The 24,636-nt window shown below is 43.6% G+C and carries 19 protein-coding genes and 3 pseudogenes; 1 reads left to right on the forward strand and 21 read right to left on the reverse strand.

The window, feature by feature from the left end:
• Positions 1-330 precede the first annotated feature (330 nt).
• Genes WKT17_RS11810 through WKT17_RS11820 form a run of 3 tightly spaced genes read right to left on the reverse strand, consistent with a single transcriptional unit; the run spans position 331 to position 3,540 of the window.
• On the reverse strand, positions 331-1,029 hold the full coding sequence (locus WKT17_RS11810; protein WP_294542394.1) for a CvpA family protein: 699 nt from the start codon (positions 1,027-1,029) through the stop codon (positions 331-333).
• A 32-nt stretch (positions 1,030-1,061) separates the two neighbouring features.
• Positions 1,062-2,234: a DUF5711 family protein gene (locus tag WKT17_RS11815; RefSeq protein ID WP_173750259.1), complete on the reverse strand. Its 1,173-nt coding sequence runs from the start codon at positions 2,232-2,234 to the stop codon at positions 1,062-1,064.
• Positions 2,235-2,280: 46 nt separating this feature from the next.
• Positions 2,281-3,540 carry a LysM peptidoglycan-binding domain-containing protein gene (locus WKT17_RS11820; RefSeq protein WP_173750258.1) on the reverse strand — a complete coding sequence of 420 codons (1,260 nt, stop codon included), beginning with the start codon at positions 3,538-3,540 and terminating at the stop codon, positions 2,281-2,283.
• Between the two features lie 172 nt (positions 3,541-3,712).
• Between WKT17_RS11820 and yyaC the strand changes: the two are divergent.
• Positions 3,713-4,231: pseudogene (gene yyaC, locus WKT17_RS11825) on the forward strand (spore protease YyaC); the annotation flags it as partial.
• Positions 4,232-4,257: 26 nt separating this feature from the next.
• Here yyaC and WKT17_RS11830 read toward each other — a convergent pair.
• The 18 genes and pseudogenes from WKT17_RS11830 to WKT17_RS11915 all read right to left on the reverse strand — a co-directional run bounded on the left by WKT17_RS11830 (position 4,258) and on the right by WKT17_RS11915 (position 24,629).
• The gene (locus tag WKT17_RS11830; RefSeq protein ID WP_226853754.1) at positions 4,258-4,965 is read right to left on the reverse strand and encodes a phosphohydrolase; all 708 of its coding nucleotides are present in this window, start codon (positions 4,963-4,965) and stop codon (positions 4,258-4,260) included.
• A 118-nt stretch (positions 4,966-5,083) separates the two neighbouring features.
• Entirely contained in the window at positions 5,084-6,022 is a 939-nt protein-coding gene (locus WKT17_RS11835; protein ID WP_173750290.1) for a transketolase family protein, read from the reverse strand.
• Positions 6,010-6,849 carry a transketolase gene (locus tag WKT17_RS11840; protein WP_173750291.1) on the reverse strand — a complete coding sequence of 280 codons (840 nt, stop codon included), beginning with the start codon at positions 6,847-6,849 and terminating at the stop codon, positions 6,010-6,012. The genes WKT17_RS11835 and WKT17_RS11840 overlap by 13 nt, the downstream gene beginning before the upstream one ends.
• Before the next feature lie 69 nt (positions 6,850-6,918).
• A complete protein-coding gene (gene fsa / locus WKT17_RS11845; protein ID WP_173750292.1) occupies positions 6,919-7,572 on the reverse strand; it encodes a fructose-6-phosphate aldolase in 654 nt (217 codons plus the stop codon).
• A gap of 231 nt (positions 7,573-7,803) precedes the next feature.
• Positions 7,804-8,904: a LacI family DNA-binding transcriptional regulator gene (locus tag WKT17_RS11850; protein WP_340272967.1), complete on the reverse strand. Its 1,101-nt coding sequence runs from the start codon at positions 8,902-8,904 to the stop codon at positions 7,804-7,806.
• Complete coding sequence (recR, locus tag WKT17_RS11855) at positions 8,901-9,500, reverse strand: recombination mediator RecR (protein ID WP_173750294.1); 600 nt, start codon at positions 9,498-9,500, stop codon at positions 8,901-8,903. Before recR ends, WKT17_RS11850 begins: the two co-directional genes overlap by 4 nt.
• Positions 9,501-9,530: 30 nt before the next feature.
• A complete protein-coding gene (locus tag WKT17_RS11860; protein ID WP_340272970.1) occupies positions 9,531-9,887 on the reverse strand; it encodes a YbaB/EbfC family nucleoid-associated protein in 357 nt (118 codons plus the stop codon).
• 11 nt (positions 9,888-9,898) lie between these two features.
• Positions 9,899-11,551 (reverse strand): DNA polymerase III subunit gamma/tau, encoded by a 1,653-nt coding sequence (gene dnaX, locus WKT17_RS11865; protein ID WP_298060041.1) that lies wholly within the window; start codon positions 11,549-11,551, stop codon positions 9,899-9,901.
• A gap of 21 nt (positions 11,552-11,572) precedes the next feature.
• Positions 11,573-12,652: a 6-phosphofructokinase gene (locus WKT17_RS11870; RefSeq protein ID WP_173750297.1), complete on the reverse strand. Its 1,080-nt coding sequence runs from the start codon at positions 12,650-12,652 to the stop codon at positions 11,573-11,575.
• Between the two features lie 498 nt (positions 12,653-13,150).
• Positions 13,151-13,642, reverse strand: a pseudogene (locus WKT17_RS11875) (TIM barrel protein); the annotation flags it as partial.
• Between the two features lie 37 nt (positions 13,643-13,679).
• Positions 13,680-13,949 (reverse strand): annotated as a pseudogene (locus WKT17_RS11880) (ATPase); the annotation flags it as partial.
• A 171-nt stretch (positions 13,950-14,120) separates the two neighbouring features.
• Complete coding sequence (locus tag WKT17_RS11885; RefSeq protein WP_340272973.1) at positions 14,121-15,770, reverse strand: glycoside hydrolase family 53 protein; 1,650 nt, start codon at positions 15,768-15,770, stop codon at positions 14,121-14,123.
• A 22-nt stretch (positions 15,771-15,792) separates the two neighbouring features.
• Entirely contained in the window at positions 15,793-16,638 is an 846-nt protein-coding gene (locus WKT17_RS11890; RefSeq protein ID WP_173750299.1) for a sugar ABC transporter permease, read from the reverse strand.
• Positions 16,639-17,553, reverse strand: coding sequence for a carbohydrate ABC transporter permease (locus WKT17_RS11895; RefSeq protein WP_173750300.1), 915 nt, complete (start codon positions 17,551-17,553; stop codon positions 16,639-16,641).
• A 14-nt stretch (positions 17,554-17,567) separates the two neighbouring features.
• Positions 17,568-18,794: a sugar ABC transporter substrate-binding protein gene (locus WKT17_RS11900; RefSeq protein WP_294459333.1), complete on the reverse strand. Its 1,227-nt coding sequence runs from the start codon at positions 18,792-18,794 to the stop codon at positions 17,568-17,570.
• 27 nt (positions 18,795-18,821) lie between these two features.
• A complete protein-coding gene (locus WKT17_RS11905; RefSeq protein ID WP_340272977.1) occupies positions 18,822-19,943 on the reverse strand; it encodes a glycoside hydrolase family 53 protein in 1,122 nt (373 codons plus the stop codon).
• A 238-nt stretch (positions 19,944-20,181) separates the two neighbouring features.
• Positions 20,182-21,177, reverse strand: coding sequence for a LacI family DNA-binding transcriptional regulator (locus WKT17_RS11910; RefSeq protein ID WP_294459336.1), 996 nt, complete (start codon positions 21,175-21,177; stop codon positions 20,182-20,184).
• A 68-nt stretch (positions 21,178-21,245) separates the two neighbouring features.
• The gene (locus WKT17_RS11915; RefSeq protein WP_173749079.1) at positions 21,246-24,629 is read right to left on the reverse strand and encodes an ABC transporter permease; all 3,384 of its coding nucleotides are present in this window, start codon (positions 24,627-24,629) and stop codon (positions 21,246-21,248) included.
• Positions 24,630-24,636 lie beyond the last annotated feature (7 nt).

Below are 24,636 nucleotides of genomic sequence, written 5' to 3' on the forward strand. Positions count from 1 at the left end.
ATTCTTTTTTCGACAGCCATACTAGATTATCACATCTGTATCGCTTTGTCAAGAACTTTTTAAAACTTTTTTCCATCGACCTAAGTCGCCTTTCTGTTGCTTTAAAGAACCCGCATCTGCTCGCCTGAGCGATAACCTCTGTTCTTTGCGAAAGCTATGTTAGAATATCATATCTGTCGACTATTGTCAACAACTTTTTTCATTTTCTTTTCCAACGCTTTTTTCTAAGCATCGGCTGGGTATTAATATATCATTTTCTTTCTTCTCTGTCAATAATAATAGCGGAAAAATTTTACAATTTCTCCGCTTATTTTTAACCTGCTTTTTCCTTTACCAAATTCCAGAAAGAAAATGCACTAATATATTGTTGTCATACAGCATTTCTGTCAATGGATTTGCCTGCAGCATCATAGCCGCTTCTTTCGCCCAAGCCGAATCCCAGAACAGCGTAATAATCAAAAAAATAATCCATACCACAAAAATCCCCTGCACTGCTCCCAGCACCGCACCGCCTGTTCTGTTAATCAAACTTAAAACAGGCAGAGAAAAAATACCATCCAGCAGACCGCCCAGAAGATTCATGACAATACTGATAATAACGGCCGTAAAAATCAAACTGACAGCCCCTATGGCCATCTGCGCAATGCTGCGGGAAAGATATTCCCAAAAGCTGTCCGCCAGCAGCTGATTATAACCTTCTGTATTATTATGCCCCACCAGAATTTTTGTAAGACTTTCCGGCAAAGGAAGACTCTGAATATACTGGTTCTGCTCTTCCGTATTTATTTTCTGATCCAGCTGCTCTTTCAACGCAGCAGAAATGCTCTCCTCACACTGTTCCTGTACCACCTTATAAACCGGTGTTTTTTCTCTCAGAAACTGGGTAATGTACGGGTTTAGTATAAATCCCAGAGCCAGTGCCAGAACAACGGAAAAAACAGAAAATGCCGTGCGGACCATTCCACGTTGAATCCCTTTAAAAATATACAGTACAGGAACTGCCAGTATCACAACACACAGCCAGTTCATAATCATCACCTTTCTTTCGTACTCTTTCTCTGCTATTTTAGTGTAATCGTATTAATTCCATTTTCCGAAATCATCATATAACGTTTGGAGGATACCTGGAAAAGATTTTTCACCGCGCCTTCCTCCATGGTTCCGTCAAACTTTTTAATGCCGCTTAAGTTGTACATCTGCACCTGGTCATCATGGTGCATAATGATCATTTCTCTGCTGATACTGATACTCTCATATTCCTGGTCAAATCCTTTTGAGAACCGCTTTCTTCCCGATGGGTCATAAAGTTCCATTTGGTATTTGTCCTTCTTGTCATCGCCTTTTAACACCAGTCCAAAGTATTTATCATTATAAAACGTACTGACAATCTCACTGTCCGTCTTTTCATTTACCTCTTCCTTCGGCGTTCCGGCTCCTCTGAAAACCGAATATCCATCATCGCGAATCGCCACTGCGGACTGGTTCGTCAAATAAATCAGCTGAGGTACCACTGTATTTTTATATGTAAACTCAGCCACAATATTATCCGTTTTGTTCTGTCCTTCATCTCCGAAATTGTAGAAAATAATCCTGCTGGATATATCACCATTATCTACAAAAAGATAACTGACAGCAATAATTTCTCCATCCGGAGAAACCGCCATGTCCAGCGGATAGCCGGGATTGTCTACTCTGGTCTGATTTTCGGCAATGGTACTTCCGTCTGCTGCATAATAGTTAATCCAGGTTTTTTCACCGTCCTCCAGGACTGCTGCCACAGCCCCTTTCTCTGTAATTTCTGCCTGGAGCACCGGAAATTTTGTCTCTACCGGACCTATGGGGCCGTCCTTTCCCAGAATGTACATGTCTGTTCCCTTTTTATCATAGATAACAGCTTTCTCGCCCCGGACTGCAGCGGCTGGATTGCTCATTTCAAATGTCTGATTCCACACCACCTTCTCCGATTGTGACAACAGGGAAGCGCCGTCATCTCCATATTTCAGAAGACCGTCTCCCAGCTGAATATAGCTGGCAGACTGCGTATCTTCATTTTCCGCTGAGGACACCACCTGGTATTTATGATACACATGATATTTGATTCCTAAAATTACAGCTACAGCCAGTAAAATCACTGCCCCGAAAATCAGCAGAGATTTTTTCACCCTGATTTGTGTGAAGCGTTTCCATTTGCCTGTATTCAGCTTTACCACTTTATCATTTTGTTTTAGATTCATAAATCTCTTCCTCAATGTATTTTTAGGCTAAGTATAACACAAATCTTTAAGGGAGTAAAATTTTTTGTCCCGGATAAATCAAATCTGTTTCCGACAGACTGTTCAGTTCACAGATTTCTCCTATTTTTTTTGTATTGCCATAGTTGCGGATACTGATTTTCGTAATGGTATCTCCGGGCTGAATGGTATAGGAACGGTGGGTTCCCACCGCAATTGTTTCGGTATCCGATACAGCCGTATCTGACGGCGTATCTGTGTCCTCTGCATCATCGGGAGTATTTTCCTGATGACTGCTGTCAGAACTCTCTGCCCCTTTTTCCTTCTGACCGGAATCTGTATCAGCTGCAGATGTTTCCCCGGATGTCTCTGCAGAAGTTTCAGTTTCTGTCTTTTTCTCTGTCTCCGCAACATTTTCCTTCGCGTCATCGCTTTTCCCGGTACTGTCCGCTGTGCCATTCACCGGTGTAACTTTCTGCTGCTCTTCCTTCTCCCGAGGTTCTTCCAGGCTCGCCATAACCTTCTCGGTGCTTCTCAGTTTCTGATAGTCATTCAGATACAGCACCCCAACAGCCAATACCGCTGCTGCCGCACAGACACTGGCGGTTCTGAAAAGCGGAAATTTCTGTTTTTGTTCTTCCTCTGCCGTCTTTTTTTCCACCTTTTTGCGGAATGTGGACACTGCAGAATCATCCACTTCCTCTGTTTTCCGTTCTGCCCTTTCATTCTGCGCAATGAGGAAATTCCGCATAGGCTCATTTTTCTCATAATACACGTAAAAGCCGGGCTGACGGGACATCCGGCCTTCTTCATAGCGGTAGAAGGCCTCTTCTTTTTCCAGCGGTTCCTGCACAAAGAGCACTTTGTCATTGCCGCCGAAATGATTGAGATGGGTCTGGCAAATGACCTCATGCAGTTCCATGGCGCAGCCGGGAATGGACAAAAACCAGCCTACCACTTCCTGTTCCGGAAAATATTCCTTGTTTTTCTCATACACATGATTCCAGATTTCCTGGGTAAAGGTCAGATGCTCCTCTGTCACCTCCATATCCGGCAGCGCTACCGCACTTTTAATGAACAAATAGGAGATTCCTTCTTTCCAATTGGCCTGTCCCAGCAGAATCGCCGCAATTCCTCTGTGCGAATTTTCAGAAGAGATTCTACAAAGGTAAGTATACGCATAATCTTCTATATAGATTTTCTGTGTTCCTCTGATTTCTCCTATCTGGCGTATATTATTGGGAATACGGAAAAATCCTTCATTCCCTTCGGGCTTTTGTTTTTCCTTTTCATAAACAATTTCTATCATAGAATCAGTCACCCCTTTTGGAAAGAGAATAACACACTTGTCCTGCGAAATTTATCATATTCCGGGCTCGATTCTATTTTTTTACCGACAAATTTTCTTAAAAATCCACAGGATAAAGGCAGAAAAAACGGACAGACTAAGACCATGAACGTCAGGAAAGGATAGAAATTGTATGCTGCAGACTAAAAATCATACTTACTATATAGAAAATAAAAGCACCGGAGCCGATACCCGGCTTGGCGCGATTCTCTTTGACCTGCTCACCTCCTGTGAAAAAAATTTCAGCGAACTGGTGATTCTCTGTATTGGAAGCGACCGCATTACCGGAGACAGCCTGGGACCTCTGGTGGGACACAGCCTGTCCAGATTTTCTTTACCCCATGCCCGGGTATACGGCACACTGGACCGTCCGGTACATGCCCTGAATTTAAACGAGACCGTGGAAATGCTGCAGCAGCAGCATCCTCACGGCCTCATCCTGGCTATTGATGCCTCTTTGGGCACCAGAAAACATCTGGGGTTTCTCACTATATCCCCGGGTGCTTTAGAACCGGGACTGGGCGTGCGGAAAAAATTAATGCCTGTGGGAGATATTTCCATCACAGGCATTGTAAATGTATCGGGAACTTTTGACAATTTTCTTCTGCAGACTACCCGGCTTGCCACAGTGGTACAACTGGCAGATTCCATTGTTTCCGGAATTCTGCTGGCCCATCATCAGTATTTTACGCCCCGCCGTTTTCCCGAAGAACCCTTTGTCCAGCGGCCTGTGGAACGGACTCTCAGCTTTGCAAAATTTGCGCCTCTGTCAGCCGCTGCCACCTCCTTGCCAAAAGGAAGAATGTAATCCGTATATTGGTAATCCGCACCAAAGACACGGCGCACCAGCCGCTTCATAAACAGATACGCGCCTCTCGGAAACCAGGCTTTGTAATAATACCGCCCGATTTCGCAGGTCCCGCAGTATTTGTCTGTCAGTGTAATAATCCAGGTCTCCCAGTGGGTGGGCGGTATGGGTGTCACCGGAAACATGTGCTTTACAATCATCTCCTCCTCAAGAGGGTTCAGCTTAAAGTATTTCTTTGCATTGTGCAGCGCCCGGTGGGGATGAGTCATGGCATGAACCGGGTCTCCCGTCTTCTTCCGGTGTCCCCGCCAGTCATACAGGAACAAATCGTGCAGCATTCCCGCCCGTGCCGCGCTTCTGGCATCTAAGTTAAAAAATTTGCAGATTCGGTAATTATAATATGCCACATTCAGACAATGCTGATAGCAGCTTGTCTCACAGTGATGTGGAAATTCCTTCATTTTCAGCACATAGGGGTGATGTACCAAATCTTTAATGTATTCGTAAAATTCTTCATTTCCAGGGTCTTTCACCGTATGTGCCCTCTTCATTCTCCCCTTATTTTTTCGTCTTGTCATACAGAATCTCCCCTTTTGTTGACCTTTTTTGTTGAGTTCGATTCTACCCTATTTTTCCTCATTTGTAAAGGGGAGACTGCACCACACAATACGCATGGCGCAGTCTCCCCGCAGGAACTTATACAAATTCTTTAATTTTCTTATAAATACCTTCTGCATCCAGTCCGTATTTTTCCAGCAGTTTTACTGCAGGACCAGATTCACCGAAGACATCGTTGACACCGATACGAAGCATTTTGGTAGGCGCTTTTTCAGAAAGTACTTCTGCCACTGCACCGCCAAGTCCGCCGATTACGGAATGTTCTTCTACGGTTACCACTTTGCCAGTCTCTTTGGCTGCTTTTACAACCAGTTCTTCGTCCAGAGGCTTAATCGTATGAATGTTGATAACTTTTGCGTCAATGCCGTCTGCTGCCAGCTTTTCTGCTGCCAAAAGCGCTTCATTTACACAGAGACCTGTGGCAAACACGGTTACGTCCTTGCCTTCTCTTAACACGATACCCTTTCCGATTTCAAACTTGTAGTCCGGTCTGTCATTGATAACCGGCACAGCCAGCCTGCCGAAACGCAGATATACCGGGCCATCGTGAAGGTAAGCAGCTTCTACAGCAGCTTTGGCTTCCACATCATCAGAAGGATTTAAAATCACCATTCCCGGAATGGTTCTCATCAGAGCCATATCTTCGTTGCACTGGTGCGTAGCGCCGTCTTCCCCTACAGAGATACCTGCATGGGTAGCGCCGATTTTTACGTTTAAATGAGGATAACCGATAGAGTTGCGAACCTGCTCGAAAGCACGTCCTGCTGCAAACATGGCAAAGGTACTTGCAAAAGGAACTTTTCCTGTAGTGGAAAGGCCTGCTGCAATGCCCATCATGTTAGCCTCTGCAATACCGCAGTCAATGTGGCGTTCCGGGAAAGCTTTCTGGAAAGTACCAGTCTTGGTTGCACCTGCCAGGTCAGCGTCCAGAACTACCAGATTGTCATATTTTTTACCTAATTCTACTAATGCGTTTCCGTAACTGTCTCTGGTCGCGATTTTCTTTACTTCTGACATAATGCTTCACCTACCTTTTCCAAATCTGCCATTGCAATTGCATATTCTTCATCGTTTGGCGCTTTTCCGTGCCATCCTGCTTCATTTTCCATAAAGGAAACATCTTTTCCTTTTACAGTCTTCATAATAATTGCAGTCGGTTTGCCTTTTACGGTCTTTGCTTCGTCAAAAGCTGCTTTTAACTGGTCAAAATCATTTCCGTCTTCCACGTTGATAACATGGAAATTAAATGCTTCAAATTTCTTGTCAATTGGGTATGGAGAACATACATCTGCGATGTTTCCGTCAATCTGCAGACCATTGTTGTCCACAATGGCAACCAGGTTGTCCAGTTTTCTGTGGCCTGCAAACATAGCTGCTTCCCACACCTGTCCTTCCTGAATTTCTCCGTCTCCCAACAGTGTATATACGCGATAGGAATCTCCGTCCATCTTAGCTGACAGGGCCATTCCCACTGCAGCAGAAATTCCCTGGCCTAAAGAACCGCTGGACATATCCACACCTGGAATGTGCTTCATATCCGGGTGTCCCTGCAGATAAGAGCCAAGATGACGCAGGGTCTTCAAATCTTCTACCGGGAAATAGCCTCTGTTTGCCAGAGTGGAATACAAGCCCGGCGCTGTGTGGCCCTTAGACAGTACAAAGCGGTCACGATCAGCTTTCTTTGGCTGTTCAGGGTCAATATTCATTTCTTCAAAATACAGATAAGTAAATAACTCGGCTGCAGAAAGTGAGCCGCCCGGATGTCCGGCTTTTGCAGAATGAACAGCAGTGACAATCCCTTTACGGATTTCATTTGCCGTCTTCTGAAGTTCTAACTTGTTCATTATTTTCCTCCTGAATGTTTTCGGTTCGATGTTATTATAACAGATGAGACCAGGTATGCCAACCTTGAATTATTCTCCAAATACAGCGATGTAGTCTTTCTGGAATTTTTCGATTCCGGCGTCTGTCAGAGGGTGCTGTGTCATTTTTTCCAGAACTGCGTACGGCACGGTCGCAATATCAGCGCCTGCCAGCGCACACTGTGTTACATGCATTGGATGACGTACACTTGCTGCAATGATTTCGGTTGGAATGTCAGCAACTGCAAACATTTCGGCAATGGTTTCGATAAGTTCTACTCCGTCTGTGGAAATATCATCCAGTCTGCCCAGGAAAGGAGATACATAAGTTGCTCCTGCTCTTGCCGCTAAAAGTGCCTGGTTCGCTGAGAAAATCAGGGTTACATTGGTCTTGATGCCTTCTGCAGACAGCACTTTCACAGCTTTTAAGCCTTCTACTGTCATCGGAATTTTTACCACCATGTTCGGGTGAATGGCTGCAATTTCACGTCCTTCTTTAATCATGCCTTCTGCGTCTGTTGTAGTAGCCTTTACTTCTCCGCTGATTGGTCCGTCCACGATAGAAGCGATTTCTTTGATAACTTCGTTAAAATCTCTGCCTTCCTTCGCAATGAGAGACGGGTTTGTAGTAACTCCACAGATAATGCCCATATCGTTTGCTTTTTTAATGTCTTCTACTTTCGCAGTGTCAATAAAGAATTTCATAATAAATACCTCCATTTGCCGCCTTTTTGCGCGCTTTTCTTTGTGATATTTACAGTGTACCCCTTAATTATTTACTCTGCAAGTGCCGCAGTTTTTATTAATCATTTTATTTATTAATAATTGCAGTTTTTATAAACAAATAGTCGGGTATTTTCTTTTATTTTCCATCTTTTCTGCTGAATCATATGGTTCACACACTACTATTATTATTAATATTTTTTCATTTTTTATTTAATTAAAATTCTTTTTGGCGCTCTGCTTTGCATAGGCTGTGGTCTTGCGGACAATGAGTTTTGGCTCGTACTCGATATGATACGTGCTGATAGGTTCTGTTTCGGAATACGCGCTGCCTGCGGACTCGATTTTCCGCATAATAATATCGCAGGCGTCTCTCCCCTTAAACGGGACAAAATGTTCAATGGTGGTAAGAGCCATGTGGGACATACCCGCAAAAATAATATTGTCACATCCAAGCACAGACACATCTCCCGGCACCTTATATTTTTCTTCCTGCAGAGCGTCAATAATACCAAAGGCTATCATATCGTTTAAGCCTGCAATGGCTGTGACCTCTATGCCCTCTGCCAGCAGTTCTTTTGTCAGATTGTATCCGATACGGTATTCGGAATCAATGCTGGGAAGCACCTCGTCCCAGTGGTCGTCCGCGGCTTTAATTGTCACAGACTCCCCAAGACCTGCCCGTTCAAATTCCCGCACAAAGCCCTCCACACGCCGGGAACGCTGTTCCTGCCGCTTGGTCAGAGGCGGGGCGATAAATGCTACTTTGCGGTGGCCCAACTCCAGCAAATGCCTGGCCATAAGCCGTCCCACCTTGGTATTGTCCTGATTAATGGCATCGACTTTCACTTTATCCCGGTTGCTGATAACCACCAGAGGAATTTTTTCTGCCAACTCCTCGACCTCTTCCATAAAGGCGTTGCTGGGATTGCAGGTATAAATAATTCCTGCAGGCGAAACGCTGTACATCATCCGAAGATACTGCTCTTCGATTTTCAGTTCCCGCTGCGTGTTGCATACAAAGACGCCGTATCCCTTTTCCTTTGCCACGGTTTCGATTCCCTGCAGAAGCATAACGTAATAAGGGTTGGTAAGCGTGGGACAGAACACTACAATCAGACGGCTATTTTTGCTGTTTTTCCGGTTTTTTCTTCCCGGAAGGGTATACCCCAGCTCCTGTGCCGCCTGCTCTACTTTCTGTATGGTTTCCTTGGAAAAGGACACGTTGTATTTCTTATTCAGTACCATGGATACCGTGGCCTGGGATACCCCGGCCGCTTTGGCAATATCCGTAGAGGTTACTTTTTTTCTCATAGTTCCACTCTGCCTTCCAGGGCTCTCAAAAGTGTGACTTCATCAATATATTCCAAATCTCCGCCTACCGGCACGCCGCTGGCAATTCTGCTCACTTTAATTCCCGTGGGTTTAATCAGTTTGCTGATATACATGGCTGTGGTTTCCCCTTCCAGGCTGGAATTGGTGGCAATGATGACCTCTTCAATATCGTCTTTGGTGATTCTCTGCATAAGCTCCTTTAACTTGATATCGTCAGGCCCGATGCCCAGCATAGGGGAAATGGCGCCGTGCAGCACATGGTAAACCCCGTCAAATTTCCCGGTTTTTTCATAAGCCGCCAAATCTCTGGTATTCTCCACCACCATAATAACTTTCTGGTTTCTTCGGGGATTCTTGCAGATAGGACAGATTTCCTGGTCTGTAAGGGTATAACAGCACTTGCAGTACTGTACATTGGCCTTGGCATTGACAATGGCGCCGGCCAACTGCTCTACCTGGTCCTTCGGCATGTTTAAAACGTGGAACGCCAGGCGCTGTGCGGATTTCGCACCAATGCCCGGCAATCTTGAAAATTCTTCTATTAATTTGTTAATATGACTGCTGTAATATTCCAACTCTTTTTCTCCTTTGGTCTGTGGCTTCCCTTAGAACGGGAAACCGCCGCCTAAGCCGCCCAGACCGCCTGTCAGTTTGGACATCGCTGCTGCGGATTCTTCTTCCATTTTGCGAAGAGCTTCGTTGGTGGCTGCCACAATTAAGTCTTCCAGCATTTCAATGTCGTCCGGGTCTACCACTTCCTCAGCCAGCCTTACTTTCAACACTTCCTTTTTACCGGAAACGGTCACTTCTACCGCCCCGCCGCCTGCTGCTGCTGTAAATTCCTTCTCTTCCAGGGCTTTCTGGTTTTCTTCCATCTGACGCTGCATCTTCTGCGCCTGTTTCATTAAATTATTCATGTTTCCCGGCATCATACCGCCTGGGAATCCTCCTCTTTTTGCCATGATAAATCCTCCTATTCATCCTCTTCCATATTTTCTACTGTAATTTCCATATGCACGTTCTGCTCCAGCAAATCGTCTACGGAAATCTCGGACAGGCCGCCCTGGCTCTTGCCGGACTCGCTGTCTTTTAATATCATTTTAATTTCTACATCTTTTCCTATTTTTTTCCTGACTGCGTTTTTCAGCATTTCCAGGTTCTCAGGATTATCTATGCAGGTCTGTGCCAGAAAATTCCGAAATTCCACATACAGCACAGGTTCTCCTGTATTGCCGTCGTATTTGGGGGTGGACTCCAAAAGCATTTGCTGCAGAAGTCCCCTGGTTTCCCGGATAATGGAATTCCAGTTTTTCCGTACATACTGCAAATCTTCCGGGGCTGCCTTTTCCGGCTTTTTCTCCGGCTGCGCAGTTTGAGAAAATCCCTCCGCCTGCATTCCTGCCCCAAAATCTGCCGGAATGTTCCCAGGATTAAAATTGCCCGGCGCACCTGGATTTCCCTGCACAAAAGCTCCGCTTTGCAGTTTTTCTTCCAGTACCCGCACCCGGTCATAAAGAGAATCCAGATTCGTCTCCATAACCGGCTGGCACAGCTTAATCAGCGCAATCTCCACCAGTACCCGCTTCTGGGACGCGTATTTTATCTGATTGGAAAGCTCAGAAAAAATCCGGATATAGCGCATCAGCGTCTCCGCATCTGCCATCTGGCTTTCTTCCTTCATGCGGGCCAGGGTTTCTGCCGAAGCGTCCACAGCTTCTTCTGCATTGTCCGAAGTGGCAATCAGAAGAAGGTTGCGCAGATACCAAATAAAATCTGTGACAAACTGCCCCATTTCCCTGCCCTGAATGATAATGTCTTCCAGGGTCTTAATGGCCCCTGCGGTATCCTGGGCAAGAATTTTGCGCAAAAGCCCGCTGAACACCTCTGTGTCCACAGCGCCCAGGTTTTCCAGTACCTTTTCATAGGTAAGCGTTTCTCCCAGATAAAAGGCAATACACTGGTCCAAAAGGGACAGAGCGTCTCGCATGGAACCGTCCGCTGCTTTTGCAATATAGCGGATGGCCTTTTCCTCCACATCATTGCCTTCTTTGTCCATGAGTTCCATCAGACGGGCGGAAATGGTATCCGCAGTAATCCTACGGAAATCATATCGCTGGCACCGGGACAGAATCGTAATGGGAATCTTGTGGGCTTCTGTGGTTGCCAAAATGAACATCACATAAGAGGGCGGCTCTTCCAGCGTTTTTAACAGGGCGTTAAACGCACCTGTAGACAGCATATGCACCTCGTCGATGATGTACACTTTATAATTTCCCTGTGTGGGACGGTAGGCCACCTCTTCCCGGATTTCCCGGATGTTGTCCACACCGTTGTTGGACGCCGCGTCAATCTCGATAACATTCATGGACGTACCTTCGTTAATGGCCCGGCATGTGGCACACTCGTTGCAGGGACTCCCGTCTACCGGATGCTCACAGTTTACCGCTTTTGCCAGAATTTTGGCAATCGTGGTTTTACCGGTACCTCTGGTTCCGCAGAAAAGATACGCATGTCCGATTCTATCAGCTTTTATCTGATTTTTCAACGTTGTTACAATATGTTCCTGCCCTTTTACGTCTTCAAAGTTCTGAGGGCGGAATTTACGGTAAAGAGCTGTATAGCCCATTTATAAAATCTCCTTTTTGCATTAATCTCCAAAACTGATACCGATACGCTTTGCATCTGCTACCAGCTGGTCGGTGGGAGATACCATTTTCAACTTGCCTGCACACTCTCCCAGAGGCACTTTTTTCACCTTGCCGTTAATCATGCCTACCATGTAGCCATAGTCCTCTTCCAGAATCAGCTTGGCAGCCTCAGAGCCCAGTCTGGTGGAAAGCACACGATCATAAGGACAGGGACTTCCGCCTCTCTGCATATGTCCCGGAATCGTAATGCGGACATCCAGATTCAGCTTTTTCTGCAGTTCATCTTCTAACCGGTAAGCAATGGATGGATATTTCTTTCTGTATTCTTCCTGTTTTTTCTTTAATTCTTTCTTTGTCAGCTTGGCGTCTTCTTTGGAAACAGCGCCTTCCGCGACTGCCAGAATGGTAAATCCTTTTCCAGCCCGGTTTCTCTTGTTAATGGCTTCCACAACTCTGTCAATGTCGTACGGAATTTCAGGAATCAGAATGATATCTGCACCGCCTGCAATTCCTGCATGAAGGGTAAGCCAGCCCACTTTGTGTCCCATAACTTCTACGATAAACACACGGCTGTGGGACGCTGCTGTGGTGTGAATACAGTCAATGGCATCTGTGGCAATATCCACAGCGCTCTGGAAGCCAAAGGTCATGTCTGTGCCCCAAATATCGTTGTCGATGGTTTTGGGGAGATGAATGATATTCAGTCCTTCTTCTCTCAACAGGTTCGCTGTTTTCTGTGTGCCGTTTCCGCCCAGAATAACCAGGCAGTCCAGACGCAGCTTGTGATATGTCTGTTTCATGGCCTCTACCTTGTCCAGACCTTTTTCGTCCGGCACACGCATTAATTTGAAAGGCTGGCGGGAAGTTCCCAAAATGGTGCCGCCTCTGGTGAGGATACCGGAGAAATCTCCGGAGGACAGCATTCTGTAATTGCCGTAAATCAGTCCTTTGTAGCCGTCATCAAATCCGTAAACTTCCAGTTCTTCCAGATTAGTGCTGAGCCCTTTTACCACGCCGCGCATGGTGGCATTTAAAGCCTGGCAGTCGCCGCCGCTTGTCAGTAAACCGATTCTCTTCATAAATTCCACTTCCTATTCTGAATTTTTATCTATGGGTGTTTCTAAGGTTCGTAATTTTCGTGCTGGAATTATTATATAATATTTTCGGGAGGGGAACAACTGAAAGTTTTTCTGCTTCATAATCACATAATATTCACTTTACCGAATATGAAAATGGCGAAGTGCTTATCGTAACACTTCGCCGAAAGCCTAATCGGTTTGAGCATGATATGCTTGATTAGGTCTGTTCTAATATTATATGCAGTCTAACTGCTCTTATATACTCAAATGTGCCTTCCAGTCTCCCGGCATATTCATTGCTGTAAGACTAAGCACACTGTCATGATTCTGAATCAACGTATCTAGTTCCTCTACAAATAATGACCACTCCCCAGCAGACGATTTCAGATATTTCATTGCCAGTAAAATCTGGTATAAACCATTATGTGCCGGTGAAGGTATCACTTTATCAGTATCCAGGATTTCTGGCGTAGTATGTATTGTCCGATTATATATTCTGGAATTATGAGCACACATATTTCTCAGTACAGAAACAGCCTGTACCCATGAAGCAAACATTTTCTGAGATGGATTTACGAAATTTCCTTTTTTTACTTTTTCCACGACTTCCGGACGTATATCTTTTAAATGTACATGTTTGATTCTTCCCACATATTTTCCGACCATCTCCAGAGGGTCTTCTCCGCAATAGGCAAAGTGTCCTGTGTCAAACAGAAGGTTTACATATTCCGGGTCTGTATGTTCCATCATGCGTTCCACTTCTGCAAAAGGTTTTGTCAAAAGGAGAGAAGAAAACCACTGATTGCAAATCTCTATTCCTCTCAGGCTTAAAGCCTTTTTCAAAACCTCTGGATTTTTCGGGTATTTGTTTCCCACTTCAGACCCTGTAAATCCTGCAAGAGCCATTTCGCTGACACACTGTTCAAAGGTGTTTTCACTTCCCAGCCCCCCTCTGACAGGTGGTTCTGACTGTAAGTAAAATCCCGGCAAACCAATCTTTTATCTATTGACATTTATGAGCTAAACTTTATTTCTTTTTCTGTTCCAAGGCCAATCCAATCAGCCAATCTGCCTTATCAGCCATGAACAGAGGAATGTTCAGTACATCATCATCCAGCTTCAAATTATCCAGGGAGAATCGAACACGGAGTTTCACCTTTTCCGGGAACAATTCCTTAAACTTTTTGAGGCTCTTGCTGGATGTATTGGCTTCGGATTGAACTTCAACAGGGAAAATATCATTTTCTCGCTGGATTAGAAAATCCACCTCATACGGAGGATTGCTCTGTGTCCAGTAGCTTTTTCAAAATAAATCGTTCCATAGGTTCACCCCTCACACTTTTATCAAAATAATTGTGTTTTATAATCACACTTTTATGTATAATGATAGCAAGAAAAGCTTTTTTCTGCGGTGCAAATGAAAAAGCGGCAAAAAGTCCCCTTTAACTTCTCGCCGCTTTCAAACAACTTATTTCTTTCTAAGCATTATATTGTCAATGTTGCACCAATCGCCTCCATTAGCTATACTATACACTCCAATTTCGCATTGTCCGTTTGTAACTTGAATATTGTCGATTACAACTTTATTCCAACCTAAATCACTCACTGGCAAAGTCTGAGTCAGCTCATCGCCACCATACTTTTTAGCATAAAGCTGATTTACCTTTTGCGCAGCATTCGTCATTACCCAGGCAGACAAGGTATAAGTTCCATCTTCAAGACCTGTTACTGTCTGATATACAGAGCACCCGTAATCTTCCTCATTCCAGAAGGTTAATTTATACTCTCCATCCATTCCTTTTGCTTCTGTCTTAACAGTTTCTGTACTGGTTCCGTCTTCCAGCCAAACCTTCCAACCAGTTGGAGTGTTTGTATATCCGTCAGTTTCAAATCCCGGATTTACCACTTGATTCTTTTCCGGTGCCTGAAAAACATCTATAGATTCCAACGCATTTCCTTCAAAATCAAACAGTGCCAGATTATCCCATGGATTAGATAAAATACCGTCATCTTCTATATATTCTTTTCCTGCCTCACTTCCCCAGTAGGCTCCTTCCACTGGTATCCATTCCGGTTCCCAATAAAAAAATCCAAGCCCACGGTTTCCCGGAACATTCAAAATAACAGATTCCAAATCATGGATAAAATCTTTTTGTCCCTGCACAGACGCCGGATAACCACCGATTACCTCATCATCCGGACTAAAAGAGCTTCCTAATCCATCACCATCTTCCAACGTAAAAGCATATGCTGTCTCAACAATCATTACATCCTTATCATAACGAATGCTAATATCATTTAAATTATACTGCAAATCCTCCATAGTTCCATGCCACATCGGATAATAGGTCAAACCGATAATGTCAAAATCCAAATCAAATCCGCAACTCGTTACTCCGTCAAACCACCAACGATATAGCGAATTGTTTCCTCCGTTATCCAAATGCAGAATAATCTGCGTTTGCTCCCCTACAGAATCTCTAACTCCTGTTATGGCCTGATTCAATAATTCTGCGAGCTGAGTAAAGTCTGTATAATTCCCTCCGATTTTCCCTTCATCCCATAGAATTCCCGACGAGGTTTCATTCCCAACCTGTATTATATCCGGAATGACTCCCTGACTCTTAAAATTATCCATTGTTGTTTTCATATAACTATATAAAGTTGTCTTCAATTCTTCATAAGATAAATCAGCCCATTCTTTTGGCTTTGACTGCGTTCCCGGATCTGCCCAATAATCGCTCAAATGAAAATCAATCAGAACCTTCATTCCTTTTTCTTTTGCACGCTTTGCCAATGTTAAAGTTGTATTAAAATCATTACTTCCTCCACCATAGCTGTTACCTTCGCTATCATAAGGATTCACCCATAATCTTAGCCTTACATAATTGGCACCATGATTTTTCATAATCTCCAGTGCATCATTTTCAACTCCATTATCGTAGAATTTTCCTCCAAGGTCTTCTATTTCTTTCAACATCGAAACATCTGCTCCTCGAATAAAATCCGAATAATCTTCATTGATCCGTTCTGCTTTTACTTCCTTACCTGTTCCGGATAAAAGAAACATTCCCAATACACATCCCAACAATATTTTATTCATTTTCTTTCTTCTCATAAACACTCTCCTTTTCCGCCCCTTATCCTTTCACCCCGCCTGCTGTTAAGCCATTCTGGATATACTTCTGCAGCATCATAAATATCAACATAATTGGAAGCGATGCCAGCACAGCCGCCGCCGCAAACAAGGTCCAGTGAGCCGCAAACTGATTTGTAATAAACGATTGCAGTCCTATGGCCAAAGTAAAATTGCCAGGCGACTGCAAAAATACGGAACTAATCACATATTCACTGTATGTTCCAATGAAGGAAAACAGAAAAATAACAACCAATTCCGGAGTAGCCAGAGGCAGCACAATTCTGAAAAAGGTGGTAAAGTGTCCTGCACCGTCTACAAAAGCCGCCTCATCCAGTTCTTTTGGTATCCCATCCATATAAGACTTCAAAAGCCATATATTAAACGCGCTGCCGGCTGCTAAAACCAAAATAATCGCTAAAAAATTATCTGCAAGTCCAAATTTGTAAATCAGTACATAGTATCCGGCCAAAGCCATACTGTTTGGAAATACCTGCAGTACCAACAAAGCCATAAGCCCCTTCGTTCTTCCCGGAAACCGCAGTCTGGAAAATGCGTATGCAGATAAGCTTGTCAAAACCAACTGAATCACGGCCACAATAAGGCAGAGTTTCAGGGAATTAAACACCCACAAGGCAAAATCTGTCTCTCTGAATAAACTCACATAGTTCTCTACACTCAGCTGTTTGGGGACGAGTGAAGTCATAAAAAAGCTGTCCCCCTTTGAAAAAGATGCCATGACAATCCATAAAGCCGGAAACAATACCATAATCAGCACTATCCAAATTACAATACGGCTAAGCCATAAAGAAATGTTTTCTTTCTGTGTGCTTTTACGTTTGCTCTGCATTTAGTCCACCTCCTTAAACGCACCGGACATATGTAGATTGACTAAAGTCAAGGTTCCAACAATTAAAAATGAAATTACACTCAATGTTGCCGACAATTCATAGCGGTTCGACCATGTAGTCATCTTATAAATTGTACTGGCCAAAATATCTGTACTTCCTGCAAACTGAGAACCCGTTCTTGCAGGACCACCTTGCGTAATCATATAGATATTTCCAAAATTATTAAAATTCGAAGCAAAGGTTGAGACAATGAGCGGAATAGACAGCTTTGTAAGAACCGGGAAGGTAATCCGGCAAAAACATTGCCACTTGGAAGCCCCGTCCATTTTAGCAGCTTCATAAAAAGTTGAATCTATGGACTGCAGACCTCCCAGACACACATTCAGCATATACGGAAATCCCAGCCAGAGATTTACCATAATAATTCCCACTCGCGCCCAGAATACATTTGTCATCCAGGGAATCCCCGGGATACCAAATATATGCAGCAAATTGTTGATGCCTCCATATTGTTCATTCAAAAGTCCCTGCCACGCCAGAATCGCAATGGTTGCAGGAAGCGCCCACGGCACAATCAGCAGAGATTTATAAATCTTTGCCTCACGCATACGGGGATTATTCAAAAGCACTGCCATCCCCATACCTATCAGATAAGCCCCCATCGTACTGATTGCCGCAAATACCAGAGTCCATCCCAGCACCGGGAAAAACACCTTACTGATGCTTCCCCGAATTACTTCCAGGTAATTGGCTATCCCAACCATATTAAAATCTTCCAGATGATACATATTATAGTTCGTAAAGGATATAAAAACGGTATATATAATCGGCACTACAGTAAAAACCAGTATAGAAATGATAGCCGGGGCAATAAATGCATATGCAATTTTCTTTTTCTTGCTGTTTTTGCGCATTTTGATTCATCTCCTTATTTTCCGGAATTCATCATTTCAATCCCTTCTGCAACCTGGGTTTCAATATAATTTCCTGCCTCTTTTGGCGTAACTTCTCCATTAAACATTAATTTCATGTTATCCGAAAACGGTGTCCACACCTGTCCCATTTCAGAGGCAGTAGGCATTGGCTCTCCATAAGAAATTTGTGTAATAAAACTCTCCGTTGCAGCATCTTTCTCTATTGATTCCTGCGCTGCAAGCTGCGCCGGAATCCTTCCGCCTGCTTTATACATATCCTCTTCTGAATTTTCCAACAAATACTGGTAGAATTCCCATACAATATCCTGGCTGTCTGACTTTGCACTTACAAAACCTACCTGTGTTCCTACCGGAGTCACAAAATCCTTTCCGTTTAACTTCGGCATAGGCGCAACCGCAAAAGGAGTCCCTGCACTGTTTAATCCTTCAATATCCCACGGACCTCCAATGTAGAAAGCGGTATTTCCATTCTGAAAATTACTTTTTGCAGTGTCACTCGTAATATCAGAAGTGACAAACTTGTATTCTGTCGCGAGTCTTTGCAGGAATGTATAGGCTTCTACCGCACCTTCGTTTCCCAATCCTATATCCGCCACGTCATAATTTCCATCTTTGTAGTTAAAAATATAACTGTCATACGCCCTCAAAAATCCCAAATCATAATAGATACTGGATGCTTCAAACTGAATCCCTCCATTATCTTTTGCCACCTCGAGAAGCTCTTCCCATGTGGCTGGTGCTTCTTTCATTTTCTCCGTATTATAAAAAAGCGCATTCGTTTCAACTGCAATGGGAACTCCATAGCGCTTTCCATCTGCATAGCAAGCCTGCACAGCCGCTGGGGTATAATCGGAATCCTGATAAATCTCTTCCGGAACTTCCTGTACCATACCCGCATCTATATATTGGGCAAGCTGGTCGTTTGCAATTCCATAAATGCCATCCGGTCCGTCTTCACTTTTAATCGCCTGCGCAAACTGCTGAATATCCGCGGTTTCATGGACAACTTCTACTTTATTTCCCGTTTCTTCTTCCCATTTCTTTGCATATTCCTGCAAAGTCTCAGCCTCATTTTCCAAATTTGTCCAAATGACAGCGGAATCTCCTCCCTTATCCGTTTCCTTTCTTTCTGCAGTTTCACTGTCCTTTCCACATCCTGCTAACACATTTGTCATTGCAAGAGTTCCAATTAACAGGCATACTACACACTTTCTTTTCATAACTTATTCCTCACTTTCTGACCTCGGTCATTTATTTTTATGAATATTTTTCAGCATTTCCAGAGCAGGTAACACATTTCCCTCATAGTCAAACAGAGCCTGATTGGCCCAGGTATTGCCCTCAGGCGCCATATCATTCATATATTTCTGTCCCTCTACAGAAGCCCATGTTGAATTTCCTCCCGGAATCCATGCGGGTTCCCAGTAAAAAAATCCCCGTCCCCTATTCTTTTTCACACGCTCAATGCACGCAATTAAGTCTTTTAAAAACTGTGCCTGTCCTTCCGGTGCAGGTTCATATCCACCCTTTTCTGCAAGTTCTTTTGAAAATACCAGACTGCATCCTTCCTTCTCCTCAAGGGTGAACCCATACGACGTTTCTGCCACCAAAACCGCTTTCTCGTATCGCTGACTGATATCCTGCAGATTTTCTTCCAGTTTTGTTAAATTTTCATGCCAGTATGGATAATAGGACAACCCGATAATATCATAGTCCAACCGATGTTTTTCCGCCTCATCAAACCATTCACGATAAAGTCCATTATCACCACCAAAATCTAAATGTAAAACAATTTCTATGTTACTGTCAACTTCTCTTACAGCCTGTATACCTCTCTCTAACAAGAAAAACATGGACTCATATTCTCTTTGGGGTTGCTGTTCTTCCAAATTTCGATAGGCTTTCAGCTGACCATCCGGCCATAAAAAACCATTTGTGATTTCATTTCCCACCTGAACCATATCCGGCAGTATGTCTCTCTTCTGCAACTCCTCTAATACCATTTTGGTATAGTCGTAAACAGCTGTACCCAGTTTTTTTCCGGATAACTCTTTCCATGCTTTAGGCTTTATCTGTTTTTTGGGATCCGTCCAAAAATCACTGTAATGAAAATCCAGGAAAAATTGCATTCCTTTCTCTTTAATTCTCTCTGCCATTTTCAAGACAGAAGCCAGGTCATTCGTTCCGCCTCCGTAAGGATTTCCCTTTTCATCATAAGGATTGTTCCAGATGCGAAGACGAATTGCATTGACTCCGTTTTCTTTTAAAATACCCAAAAGTTCTTCTTCTCTTCCATGGTTATAATATCGAATTCCCTTTTTTTCCAATTCCGAAAGCATGGAAATGTCCATTCCCTTTAAAAATTCCATCCTTACTCCTTTTACTTTTATTTTAGTTATTTTTTTATCTTTTTATTGATAAATTATTTATTAGTATATTAGCAACTTTTTACTGCTTTGTCAAGAATTTATATATTCTTTTTTCTTTTTTTACTCTTTTCAGGCATTTTACCCAATTTTCCTTTGCACAAAAAAGAAACCATTTCATTTGCCTACTAATAGCACAAATGAAACGGCTTCTTTTTATTATTTATCAGATATTCCGCTGTTATTCCGTACAACTGCGACGAAATACCGGTTTCCCGTTGATATATACTGTTTTTGTAATTTCTCTTTTTTTAATGATTCTTTCCGTAAGAAGGTCAAGTGCACTTTCACACATAGCCGGAACATCAATATGAAAAGTCGTTAATGGAGGGGATACATACTGAGCCACGTTAATATCATTAATACTAAAAAACTCTATACGTTTTGGAATCAGAATTCCCTTTTCGTTAAAAGCCTGCAACAGTCCTACTGCCAATGTATCACTTGCCACACACACAGCTGTAGGAAACTTCTCACCCAATTCTTCCAGCATCTTTTTCCCTATCCGATATCCTTCGTCTACGGTCAGTGCATCCGCTATATAAATATTTTTTTCCTCGTATATATTATAGTATTTCACGCTTTCAATAAACGACCATTCACGCACATCCATCACCCGTTCAAAGGAGTTAATATCGTAATCAAACGGACCTACAAATCCTATATTTCTATGACCCTTCTTATAGAAAAAATCTACTATCTGCGTCACGATAGAATCAAGATTCGGCCGAATAGAATCATACAAACTCTCGTCTGGAGATGTGTCCATAAAAATTCCCTGCCTTGTAATAGTTCTCAAAACGTCTATCTCCTTCTGAGAAAACCACCCAATTCCGATAAAAGCTCTGGTATCTTTAGGTACAGCTTGAATCCCCTGCTTTTTTGTAACGATTGTAAACTGCACATTTCTGATTTCAGCCTGTTTCTTTATCTCTTTATAAAGAGAGCGGTAATAGATATCTTCTAATTCCTCCTGATTCGATGCCCAAAACAGAAATGCCACCTTATCAATTTTAGGATAAACCACTTTCTTTTTATATTCTAAACGCTCTGCTGTCTCAAAAATAGCTTCTCTGGTTTCATCATTTACTGAAATTGTCTCATCGTAATTTAATACTCTGGATACCGTAGCAGTAGAAACCCCAACTTCCTGCGCAATATCTTTTATCGTTGCCATAAGTAACCTCCACACAATTTTCTAATAAATAATTTACTAATTTTTTTACTTTATGTCAAGATAATTTTTTATTCCACACTCTTCAACGATTCCACCATATCAATTTTCTTCAATTTAAAATACATCACGCAGTTTACAAACACGGAGAACACACAGGTCAGCGCTGCGCTGTACACAAAGCTGAGGGGTTCTATGATTCTGGTAAACATGACGTCATCAATTTCCACTGTGGTAATCACATACCGATGCAGCAAAGCCCCCAGTATCATGCCTACAATCACGCCGATAATCGTCAGCAGCACGTTTTCCCGGTAAACATAAGCGGACACTTCCTTGTCGTAAAAACCCAGTACTTTAATGGTAGCCAGTTCCCGCCGCCGTTCTGTAATATTGATATTGTTCAAGTTATACAGCACCACAAAGGCCAGTAATCCCGCAGACACAATCAACACCACAATGACAATGTCCAGACTTTCCAGCATATCATCCAGACGGCTCTGGAAATTGTAGGTATAAGAAACATTCAAAGCCGCACGATTATCCAGGATTTTTTCTCCTGTTTTTGTCAGCTGTTCCTTATCCGAGTCCTTCATTTTGAAGTAAATATTGTTGGAATCCATGGGTTTTCCATAGAGTTCTTCGTATGTATCCGGTGAAACATAGAGATAATGTTCCATATAGTTTTCACAGATTTCTGTAACTTTCAATTCTTTCTGTACGCCATTTTCCAATTCTACGGAAATCGTATCTCCCTTTTTCACATGCAGAAGTTTTGCTGCTTTTTCTGTGAGAAACACATCATCTTTCCCCAACTCATACGTCTTATGAGTTCTCCTGTCACGATAATGAAGAAACTTCTTATTTTCTTCCAGGCTCTGAGGCGCATACAGATATATCTCTTTCTCTGTTCCGTCCTTTTCTGCTGTTATTTTCTTCAGATATCCTTCCGAAACTGCTTCCACTTCTTTGTCCGTGCGCAGATATTCTTTTAACTCTTCTTTATCTTCCTTATCCGCATCCGTGTCCAGAATTACCATACCGTCATAAAGCTGCAGCTCTTCATATTGGATTTTAGCTATGGAAAAAATGGAATCTCTCAGCCCAAAGCCCACAATCATCAAAGCCATACAGCCGCCAATACCAAACACCGTCATAAAGAAACGCTTTTTGTAGCGAATCAGGTTGCGAATGGTGGACTTCCAGATAAAGCCCAGTCTTTTCCATATAAATGGTACTCTCTCCAGGAAAACGCGTTTTCCCTGCTTCGGTGCCGGGGGACGCATAAGCACTGCTGGCTGGGAAGCCAGTTCTTTATAGCAGGCCAGTGCTGCTGCCGCCACCGTACAGACCAGAGCCGCCGCAGTTGCCATAATGCCAAACTCCCAGTTATATGGAACTTCCACGTCCGGCATGTGGGTATACATAATTTTATAGGCAGTAACAATAATGTACGGAAAAACTTTTTCTCCGAATAGTACACCTAAAACACTGCCGCCCATAGTCGCCAGAAGCGCATAGTTTAAATACTTTCCAGCTATACTGAATTTGCCGTATCCCAAAGCCTTTAAAGTGCCTATCTGGGTTCTCTGCTCTTCTACCATACGGGTCATAGTGGTAAGACTGATAAGCGCTGCCACTACAAAGAACAAAATGGGGAAAACTGCACCAATGGCCCGCAGGCGGTCTGCATTGTCACCGTACCCGGTATATTCCGGCAGAACACTTCTGTCTTCTACATACCACTCTGCATCTTCTATATCTTCAATCTTGTCTTCCGCATCTTTGATTTCGTCTTCTCCGTCTTTTATCTTTTCGTCAGCCTCTTTTTGACCATTCTCATACTCTTTTCTGGCGTCTGCCAGTTTCTGCTCATTTTCTGCGATTTCTTTCTCGCCTTTTTCAATTTCTGCCTCTCCGGCGTAAATGCCACTCCAGCCTGCATCGATCTGCTGCTGTCCCTCGTCTGCCTGATTCTGTCCGGCAATTAGTTCCTGCTCACTTGCCGCAAGCTGAGCTCGGGCGCTTTCTATGGCAGCCTTTGCCTGTTCTAACTGCGCCTTTGCTGCTGCAGACTGCGCTTCTGCTTCCTGCTGCTTCTGATTTAACTCCGCTTCTGCTGCTGCAAGCTGTGTTCCTGCCTCATTCAATATAGGTTCCTGGGTAGAAATCACCTGCTGCAGCGCCTGTATCTGCCCCTGCACCTGAGCAATTTCTTCTTCGGAAAGCATACCGGAATCCAGAGATGCCTGCAAAGCTGCAAGCTGCCTTTTTGCTTCCTCTAACTGGGCCACACCAGCTTCATACTCTGCTTTCTTTCCGTTAAATTCCTCCCAGCCCGCTGCCAGAAGGGCTTCTCCTTCCTCTATTTGGGCCATTCCGGCTTCATACTGTTGATTAAATTCCTCTTCTTTGGCTGCAAATTCTGCTTTTCCCTCTTCCAGCTGTGCCCAGCCCTGAGAAATCTGTGTTTTTGCTGCATCTACTTCTTTCTGGCTGGAATAAAGCTGATTTCTGCCGTCCTGTACCTCTTTTCTGGCAGAAGCTAACTTATCTTTTCCTTCCTGCAGCTGTTTTTCTCCGTCCTCTATCTGCTTTTTGGCATCTGCCAGTTTTTCCTCTGACTCTGCTTTGCCATCTTCCAGCTCTTTCTTTGCCTTATCCAGTTCTTCCTGTGCATCCTCGCGGATTTCATCAGCCCGCAGTTTCCCCTGTTCATCTCCAATGGCTTCTATCCGCTTCTGTACCTGGGCCACACAATCGTCATATTCTTTCGTAAATGCGGTCAGTTCTTTTGCACCTTCCACGGAAACATAACACTCCGTATAAACGTCCAAGGCAAAATCCTCCGGCAGCACAGCCAGAAATCCATTGACCTCTCCGTTTCCCACAGTACTGCTGCCTCTGCTGAAAGACACATAAGAAGAGCTGCTGCCGCTTCCTACAATTTCAAACATATCTGTTTTAAAAGTATCTGTCACCGGGTCTTTGGTTCCGCTGATAAGCTGAATTTTATCCCCTACCTTTAAATCCGAAGCTGCCAGAAAATCCTGGTCTATGAAACATTCCCCTGCTTTTTCCGGCATTCTTCCTTCATCCAGGGTATACTGATTCATAGAATCCAGGATAGAAGAAACGTGAAGTACTTTCTGATTTCCCTTTGACTCCACCAGCACATCTGCCGAATACCCCGGCTCTGCTTTTTCCACACCTTTCACCTGACGAATGGCCTCGATGTTTTCCTCAGAGAGTCCCAGGGTTCCCATAACCTGAATGTCCATAAGCTGTTTCCGGTCAAAGTAAGCATCTCCCGAATACCGCATATCCGGTTCAGAGGCCCGAATACCGGAGAAAAATGCCACGCCCATAGCCACAATAAAGAAAATAGACAGGAATCTTCCCTTACTTTTTCGGATTTCCATATAGCAATCTTTTCTAATCGCCCGCTTCTTCATCACTCTT

The sequence above is a fragment of the Blautia sp. HCN-20427 genome (genome assembly GCF_037890365.1).
In the GTDB taxonomy this organism is placed as follows: domain Bacteria; phylum Bacillota; class Clostridia; order Lachnospirales; family Lachnospiraceae; genus Blautia.